Genomic DNA, 7,699 nt, shown 5'->3' on the forward strand with positions numbered 1-7,699 from the left:
AAAGCGATAGGCGCGATGAAGGCGATCCAGTTCCACGAGGCGGGCGGGCCGGAAGTTCTGCGGTACGACGAGGTGCCGGTTCCCGAGATCGGCCCGGGCGAGGTGCTCGTCCGGGTGCACGCGGCGGGCATCAACCCGCCGGACTGGTACCTGCGTGAGGGGATGAAGGTCATGCCGGCCGAGATGAGGCCGGCGCTGGAGTTCCCCCTGATCCCTGGAACGGACATGTCGGGCGTGGTCGAGGCGGTCGCTCCGGACGTGCTGGGGTTCGCCGTCGGTGACGAGGTCTTCGGCATGCTGCGGTTCCCGGGATTCGACGGCCGGACGTACGCCGAGTACGTGGCCGCGCCGGCTTCGGACCTGGCTCACAAGCCGGCCGGTATCGACCACGTACAGGCGGCCGGGGCGCCGATGGCCGTGCTGACGGCCTGGCAGTACCTGGTTGATCTCGGCCACGACGTGCCGTCTCCGTTCACCGGCCAGGTGCACCAGCCGGTGCCGATCACGCCAGAGATGACCGTGCTGGTCAACGGGGCCGCTGGTGGAGTGGGTCACTTCGCGGTGCAGCTGGCGAAATGGAAGGGGGCACACGTCATCGCGGTGGCCTCAAGCCGGCACGAGCAGTTCCTGCGCAAGCTCGGCGCCGATGAGTTCATCGACTACACCACGACACGGGCCGCGGACGTGGTCAGCGGCGTCGACCTGGTGATCGACACCGTCGGTGGCCCGGACAGCTCACGCTTCCTGACCGTGCTCAAGCGCGGAGGCACCATGCTTCCGGTGTTCTTCGCCCAGTACGACCCGGAAGAGACGGCGCGTCTGGACATCGCCGTCTCGAACATTCAGGTACGTTCCAACGGCCCTCAGCTCGCCGAGATCGGGCGCCTGTTCGATGAGGGCAAGCTCCAGGTCGGGGTGGACAGCACCTACCCGCTGTCCGAAGCGGTCAGCGCACACACGCGAGCCGCGCAGGGCCACATCCAGGGCAAGATCGTGCTGACGGTGGCCTCGTGATCGCCGAACTCCAGCAGGCGGTGGCGAACTACGCCCACGCCCTGGACGAGCTGAATGTGCCCGAGCTGGAAGCGGTCCTGACCGAGGACACCACCTGGACCTTCACGATGCCCGGACAGGGGGTGCTCGGCCCGGTCGCCGGACGCGCGGCGGTGCTCGACTTCATCCGTGACGGGCACACGGCCCAGACCGGAAGGGTGCGGCACCACCTGGGTAGCGTCGTGGTCACGACGACGGACGCCGCCACCGCCGAGGTGCGGGCCCATCTGCTGCAGACGAGGAACACCGGCGAGAGCATCCAGATGATCTCGACCGGGGTCTACACGTTCAGCCTGCGACGGTCCGACGGTAGGTGGCGGATCGCCGAGCTCACCCTGACGCTGGACAACGCCTTGTAGGGCGAGGCCAGGCAGTGCGCCCGGCGGATCATCGGATGCCTGCCGACGGCGCCCGGCTACCGATGGGGCCGACGACGAACAGCACGGCTGGTTCACGCGTGCGGGGGCGGGAGCGGAGCGCTTGGGGTGGAGAGTGGAGCGTTTGGGTCAAGGCCTTGGCGCAGGACTCTGGGGCGGGCTGGAGCCTGTGGCCCAAGTGCTCCAATGGCACCCGACTCCCCGACGCGGACCCCGGCGGCTGGACGCCGACCGGGGCTACGTCTTCGGCAAGTACCGCCGCACCCGGCAGGTGCCGTGGCTCTGGCACCTGCCGGGTTCGGCCTGCTGGTCAGTGGTCGAGGAGGGCGATGCGGATGGCTCGTTCGACGTGGGCGGCGGTGTTGGCGTGGCCTTGGGTGTTGGGGTGGACCAGGGTGACACGCTTGTTGATGGGAGCGCAGTTCAGCAGGGTGCCGGGGAGCCTGTCAGGCCAGTAGTCCTCGGCGTCGCCGCAGATTCCCTCGACCCACTTGGTGCCCGCGGGCTGGCAGGCGTCGTGGCCCACGCTGGAGGAGTAGACGTCGACGTAGCGGTCGCCGAAGAACGACGTAACCCGCTGGATCGTGCTGTTCAGCGGCTTGAGGACGTTGTCACGGAGCCAGTCGACGTCGGCGTGCTTGATCGCGCCCAGCTCGGTGAGGGAGAGGCGGTTGCAGGCACTGCCCTCCTGCGGCAGGACGGCCGGATAGCCGACGGTGATCACCTTGGCGTTGGGTGCGGCCTCGTGCACCTTGGCCAGCATGTGGATGTACTCGTCCTGGACCCTGGCGAGCTTGTCCTGGATGCTCTCCTCGCCTTCGGGAGGACTGGTGTAGTACTCGCGGCAGGACTTGCCGGGCGTCGCGCCCAGTTCGAGGCACTTGAGGAGCATGCCGCCGAAGGGCAGGCTGTTGCCGCCGACGCCGATGGTGACGATGTCGGTCTTGTCGTTGAGCTTCGCTCGTTGGATCTGCGGGTCCACTGCGGGCCAGCCTTCGGCGGGGGGCTGGACCGGGCTGATCGGCGTCTGCTTGGTGTCGGCGATCTCGGCGATGGTGGCGTTGCCGCAGCTGACGTTGGTCAGGTGGACGTACTTGCCCGGCGGGAACTCGTCGAGCTCCCTCTCGACAACGCCGGGGTAGGCGTCGGTGGTGCGGTCACAGCCGTCCCGTGTCGCATCGCCGAGCGGGGGCTGCGGGTCTCCGACGAACCCGCCGGCGGTGTACGAGTCGCCCAGCGCGGCCCACTCATACTGATCAGCCGCACCAGCGGAGCCCGAGGGCACAAGTGCGGACACCGCCAGCGTGAGCCCCACGGCCAGTGCCCCCATAAACGTCGAACGCATCCGCGATCTCCATTCACTCAACGTAGTCAAATGACTACGGAATGAAGGTATTTGAGGTCAGGTGCTCTGCGGACGGGTGCGCCGGGTAAACCACTCGAGCGTATTGTCCTGAGTTTCTGGGCCACGGCGAGTGCGCCGGGTGGCCACCTCTGACAGCGAAGAGACGTGCTACGGACAGCCGACGGACGCAGCACCTCACCTTGCCCAAGCCGGCTTCCACACCTCCCCCTCCGTCAACCGTGGGCGTGTAGCCACCAGGTGGTCGCGGAGTGCTGCCAGGCCCGGATGCGGGTTGTCCGTGCGCCAGAGGAGGGAGTGGGGGTAGACCGGGGTCGGGTTCAGTACGGGGACGAGGCGGAGGTCGTGGTCGGCCGGCCAGACCAGGGGGGTGCGTTCGCTGAGGAACGTCGACAGGGTCGGGGAGGCCGCGATGGTGTCGAGGAGGGCTTCGACGCCGAAGTTGGGCCCTATCGCGTCGATGGTCGGGCCGAAGGTCGCGGCGAGGTCGTCGTAGTAGGCGGACCATTCCGTCCCCGGCGTGTTGCCGGGCATCCATATCCGGTGCCCGGCCAGTTGCGCCGGCGTGACCCAGGGTGCGCGCGCGAACTCGTGGTCGGGGCCTACGCACAGGCGCAGTGGTTCGTCCAGGACGGAGACGGCCGCTATGCCGTCCGGGAGCCGGTGCCCGGGCATCGTCGTCGCGCGGAACGTGGCGTCCACCGCGCCGTCGCGCACAGCCGTCACCGCCGCGTCCGCGCCGAACAGGGCGACGATGTCCAGCGCGATCTCCGGGTGCGCGCGGTGGAAGTCCCGTACCAGACCGGCCGTGGCGGCCCGGCGCCCCACGACGTCCACGCGTAGTGCGCGGTCCCCGGGGCGTACGGCGGCGAGCGCGCGTTCCTCCGCCTGGAGCAGCGCCCGGGCGTGGGGCAGGAGTGCCTGTCCGTCGATGGTGAGGTCCGCTCCTCGCGGGGTTCGGACCAGCAGCCGCACACCGAGGTCCTTCTCCAGCGCGGCGATCCGCTTGGACACCGCCTGCTGGGTGAGCGACAGATCCACGGCGGCCTTCTGGAACTGCCCGGCGTCGGCGATCGCGACGAATGCCCGTACTGCTTTGAGGTCCACGGCGGCAGCCTAGTAGTACAAACAGTAGTTGTTGCAACCACGTCGAGGTTGTTTGATCGGCCGAGGTCAGACCGATTACATATCGAGGATGCCGAGTTCCTTCGTTCATCTGCACAACCACACGGAATACTCCATGCTCGACGGCGCGCAGAAGCTGAGGCCGATGTTCGCCGAGGTGGAGCGGCAGGGCATGCCCGCGATCGCGATGAGCGACCACGGGAACATGTTCGGGGCCCACGAGTTCGCACAGACCGCGAAGGAGCACCCTGCGGTCAAGCCCGTCATCGGGATCGAGGCCTACGTCGCTCCCTCCTCCCGGTTCTCGCGGAAGCAGGAGTTCTGGGGGCCCGGTGGTCGGCGGGCCGTCGGGGAGGACGGGGAGGGGTCGAAGGACGTCTCCGGCGGTGGGCGGTTCACCCACATGACCATGTGGGCGTACAGCGCGACGGGGCTGCGGAATCTGTTCCGGCTGAGTACACAGGCCAGTTACGAGGGGCAGTTCCCGGCCGGGAAGCCCCGGATGGACCGGGAGCTGATCAGCCGGTGGCCCGAGGGCATCGTCGCCACCACCGGGTGTCCCTCCGGGGAGGTGCAGACCCGGCTGCGACTCGGTCAGTACGAGGAGGCCAAGCAAGCCGCTGCCGCCTACCAGGAGATCTTCGGGCGGGAGAACTACTTCCTGGAGCTGATGGACCACGGGCTGGCCATCGAACGCGACGTCCGCGACGGGCTGCTGCGGCTCGCCCGGGAGCTCGGTCTTCCCCTGCTGGCCACCAATGACGCGCACTACGTCACCGAGGACCAGGCCGACGCCCACGACAACCTGTTGTGCATCGGCGTCGGCAAGAACAAGGACGATCCGCGCCGCTTCCGGTTCAGCGGGACCGGCTACTACCTGAAGTCGGCCGCCGAGATGCGCGCCCTCTTCGCCGACCTGCCCGGCGCCTGCGACAACACCCTGCTGATCGCCGAGCGCGTCGAGTCGTACGCCGAGGTCTTCGACCATGTCGATGAGATGCCCCGGTTCCCGGATGTTCCGGAGGGGGACACGCAGGAGTCGTGGCTGCGGAAGGAGGTCCGCGCGGGGCTCGCCCTCCGCTACGGGGACCCGGTCCCCGCGCACGTCCTTGGAGCGGTTCGAGACCGAGATGGCGGTCATCGGGCCGATGGGGTTCAGCTCCTACTTCCTGGTCGTGGCGGACATCTGCCGGTACGCCCGGGACAACGGCATCCCGCTCGGCCCGGGGCGCGGTTCGGCCACCGGGTCGCTCGTCGCGTACGCGACCCGCATCACGGAGCTGTGCCCGCTGGAACACGGGCTGCTCTTCGAGCGGTTCCTGAACCCCGAGCGCATCAACCCGCCGGACGTCGACCTCGACTTCGACGACCGGCAGCGCGACCGCATGGTGCGGTACGTCATCGACAAGTACGGCGACGAGTACACGGCCCTGGTCAACACCTTCGGCAAGATCAAGGCCAAGAACGCCATCAAGGACTCGGCGCGGATCCTGGGGTATCCGTACGCGCACGGCGAGCGGATCACCAAGGCGCTGCCGCCCGACCAGAACGGCAAGTCCGCCCCGCTGGACGCCCTCTTCGACGCGTCCCACGCGCGGTATCCGGAGGCCGGTGAGATCCGGCAGATGTACGGGAGCGAGCCGGACGTCGCGCGGGTGATCGACACCGCCCGGGGTGTGGAGGGGCTGACGCGCGGGACCGGTGTGCACGCCGCCGCCGTGATCCTGTCCAAGACGCGGCTGACCGACCGGATCCCGCTGCATCTGCGGGCCTCCGACGGGGCCAGGATCACCGGGTTCGACTACCCGTCGTGCGAGGCGATGGGCCTGGTGAAGATGGACTTCCTGGGCTTGCGGAACCTGGGCGTCATCGACCAGGCCATCGAGAACGTCCGGGAGAACCGGGGCGTCCGGCTGGCCACCGTCGACCCCGGTGACGGCGCCGGAGGCGATCCGGGCGGCGACCCCGGCACCGTCGTCATCCCACTGGACGACGCCCGCACCTACCGGCTGCTGGCCGAGGCCAACACCCTCGGCGTCTTCCAGCTGGACGGCGGCGGCATGCGTGCCCTGCTCAAGCTGATGGCTCCCACCCGGTTCGAGGACATCGCCGCGGCCAACGCCCTGTACCGGCCGGGCCCGATGGCCGCCAACGCGCACACCAACTACGCCCTGCGCCAGAACGGCAAGCAGGCCGCCACCCCGATCCACCCGGAGCTGCGGGAAGCCCTGGAACCGATCCTCGGCCCCACCCACCACCTGCTGGTGTACCAGGAGCAGATCATGGCCGTCGCCCGGCAGCTCGCCGGCTACACCCTGGGCGGCGCCGACATGCTGCGCCGGGCGATGGGCAAGAAGAAACCCGAGGTGCTGGCCGCCGAGTGGGAGAAGTTCCACGGCGGCATGACGGCGAACGGCTACTCCGACGAGGCGGTCAGGGCCCTCTGGGACGTGATGCTGCCGTTCTCCGGCTACGCCTTCAACAAGTCCCACACGGCCGGCTACGGCCTCGTCTCCTACTGGACGGCCTACCTCAAGGCCAACTACCCCGCCGAGTACATGGCCGCCCTGCTCACCTCGGTCGGCGACGACAAGGACAAGGCCGCGCTGTACCTCGCCGACGCCCGGGCCAACGGCGTCCGGGTGCTGCCGCCCGACATCAACGAGTCGGTCGCGGAGTTCACGGCGGTCGGCGACGACGTGCGGTTCGGGCTGCGGTCCGTGCGCAATGTCGGGGACGGTGTCATCGAGGCCGTGATCGACGCCCGTCGTCGCGGGGGGCGGTTCACCTCGTTCTCCGACTTCCTGCACAAGGCCGGCCTGCCGGCCCTGAACAAACGGGCGGTGGAGTCACTGATCAAGGCGGGCGCCTTCGACTCGCTCGGGCACTCCCGCAAGGGCCTGACCGCCGTGCACGAGGCCGCCGTGGACGCGGTGATCCCGGTGAAGAAGGCGGCGAGCTTCGGCCAGGACGATCTCTTCGCCGGTCTCGGCGGGGCGGAGGCGGACGCCGCCCCGGCCTTCGGCCTGGACTTCGCCGTGGCCGAGGAGGAGTGGCCGCGCCGTCAACTGCTGGCGACCGAGCGGGAGATGCTCGGGCTCTACGTCTCCGCCCACCCGCTGGACGGCGCCGAGCGGATCCTCGCCGCCGCCCGCGACTGCTCCGTCGCCGAGCTCCTCGCCTCCGGCCGTACGTCCGGGGAGGTACGGCTGTCCGGGCTGATCACGGGCGTCCAGCGGAAGGTGACCAAGCAGGGCAACGCCTGGGCGGTCGTCCAGCTCACGGACCGGGACGCCGGCATCGAGGTGCTGTTCTTCCCCGCCGTGTACCAGCTCGTCCAGCACGCGCTGACCGAGGACGACGTCGTCTCCGTACGGGGCCGCATCGAGGACCGGGACGGCACGCTGAACCTGTTCGGCAGGGAACTCGCCGTCCTGGACGTCGCCTCGGCCGACCAGGGAAGCAGGCCGCCCGTCCATCTCGCCCTGCCCGCGCACCGGATCACCCGGCAGTCCGTGAGCGAACTGAAGCGGATCCTCGCCGACCATCCCGGGGACACTCCGGTGCAGCTCCGGGTCCGGGGCTCCCGCACGACGACCGTGTACGCCCTGGACACCACGGTGAACCCGACCACCGTCGCCTCCGACGTAAAGGGCACCTTCGGCGCAGACGCCTGGCTGGGCCTCACATGACGCCACCCCAGCTGCGGGCAGTCGTGCCGCTTGGGGCGGCACGGGTGGGCGCAGCGGCACCCCGCAACGCCGGGCTGCGAAACCCCCCG

4 protein-coding genes and 1 pseudogene are annotated in these 7,699 nt (G+C 69.4%); 3 read left to right on the top strand and 2 right to left on the bottom strand.

Annotated features, from left to right (window positions below; translation table 11 throughout):
• The first annotated feature begins 15 nt into the window (after positions 1–15).
• Both SSQG_RS18070 and SSQG_RS18075 read left to right on the top strand, forming a co-directional pair.
• Entirely contained in the window at positions 16–1,014 is a 999-nt protein-coding gene (locus SSQG_RS18070) for an NADP-dependent oxidoreductase (RefSeq protein ID WP_003991249.1), read from the top strand.
• The gene (locus SSQG_RS18075; protein ID WP_003991250.1) at positions 1,011–1,412 is read left to right on the top strand and encodes a nuclear transport factor 2 family protein; all 402 of its coding nucleotides are present in this window, start codon (positions 1,011–1,013) and stop codon (positions 1,410–1,412) included. Before SSQG_RS18070 ends, SSQG_RS18075 begins: the two co-directional genes overlap by 4 nt.
• Before the next feature lie 328 nt (positions 1,413–1,740).
• On the opposite strand, the gene SSQG_RS18080 is transcribed toward SSQG_RS18075, so the two are convergent.
• Both SSQG_RS18080 and SSQG_RS18085 read right to left on the bottom strand, forming a co-directional pair.
• Positions 1,741–2,775, bottom strand: a complete 1,035-nt coding sequence (locus tag SSQG_RS18080) for an SGNH/GDSL hydrolase family protein (RefSeq protein WP_106434180.1) — start codon at positions 2,773–2,775, stop codon at positions 1,741–1,743.
• Positions 2,776–2,970: 195 nt separating this feature from the next.
• Positions 2,971–3,900, bottom strand: a complete 930-nt coding sequence (locus SSQG_RS18085; protein ID WP_003991253.1) for a LysR family transcriptional regulator — start codon at positions 3,898–3,900, stop codon at positions 2,971–2,973.
• An 88-nt stretch (positions 3,901–3,988) separates the two neighbouring features.
• Between SSQG_RS18085 and dnaE the strand changes: the two are divergent.
• Positions 3,989–7,610, top strand: a pseudogene (dnaE, locus tag SSQG_RS18090) (DNA polymerase III subunit alpha).
• Positions 7,611–7,699: the final 89 nt, after the last annotated feature.

Origin of the sequence: Streptomyces viridochromogenes DSM 40736, assembly GCF_000158955.1 — a bacterium.
GTDB classification, from domain to species: Bacteria; Actinomycetota; Actinomycetes; order Streptomycetales; family Streptomycetaceae; genus Streptomyces; species Streptomyces venetus.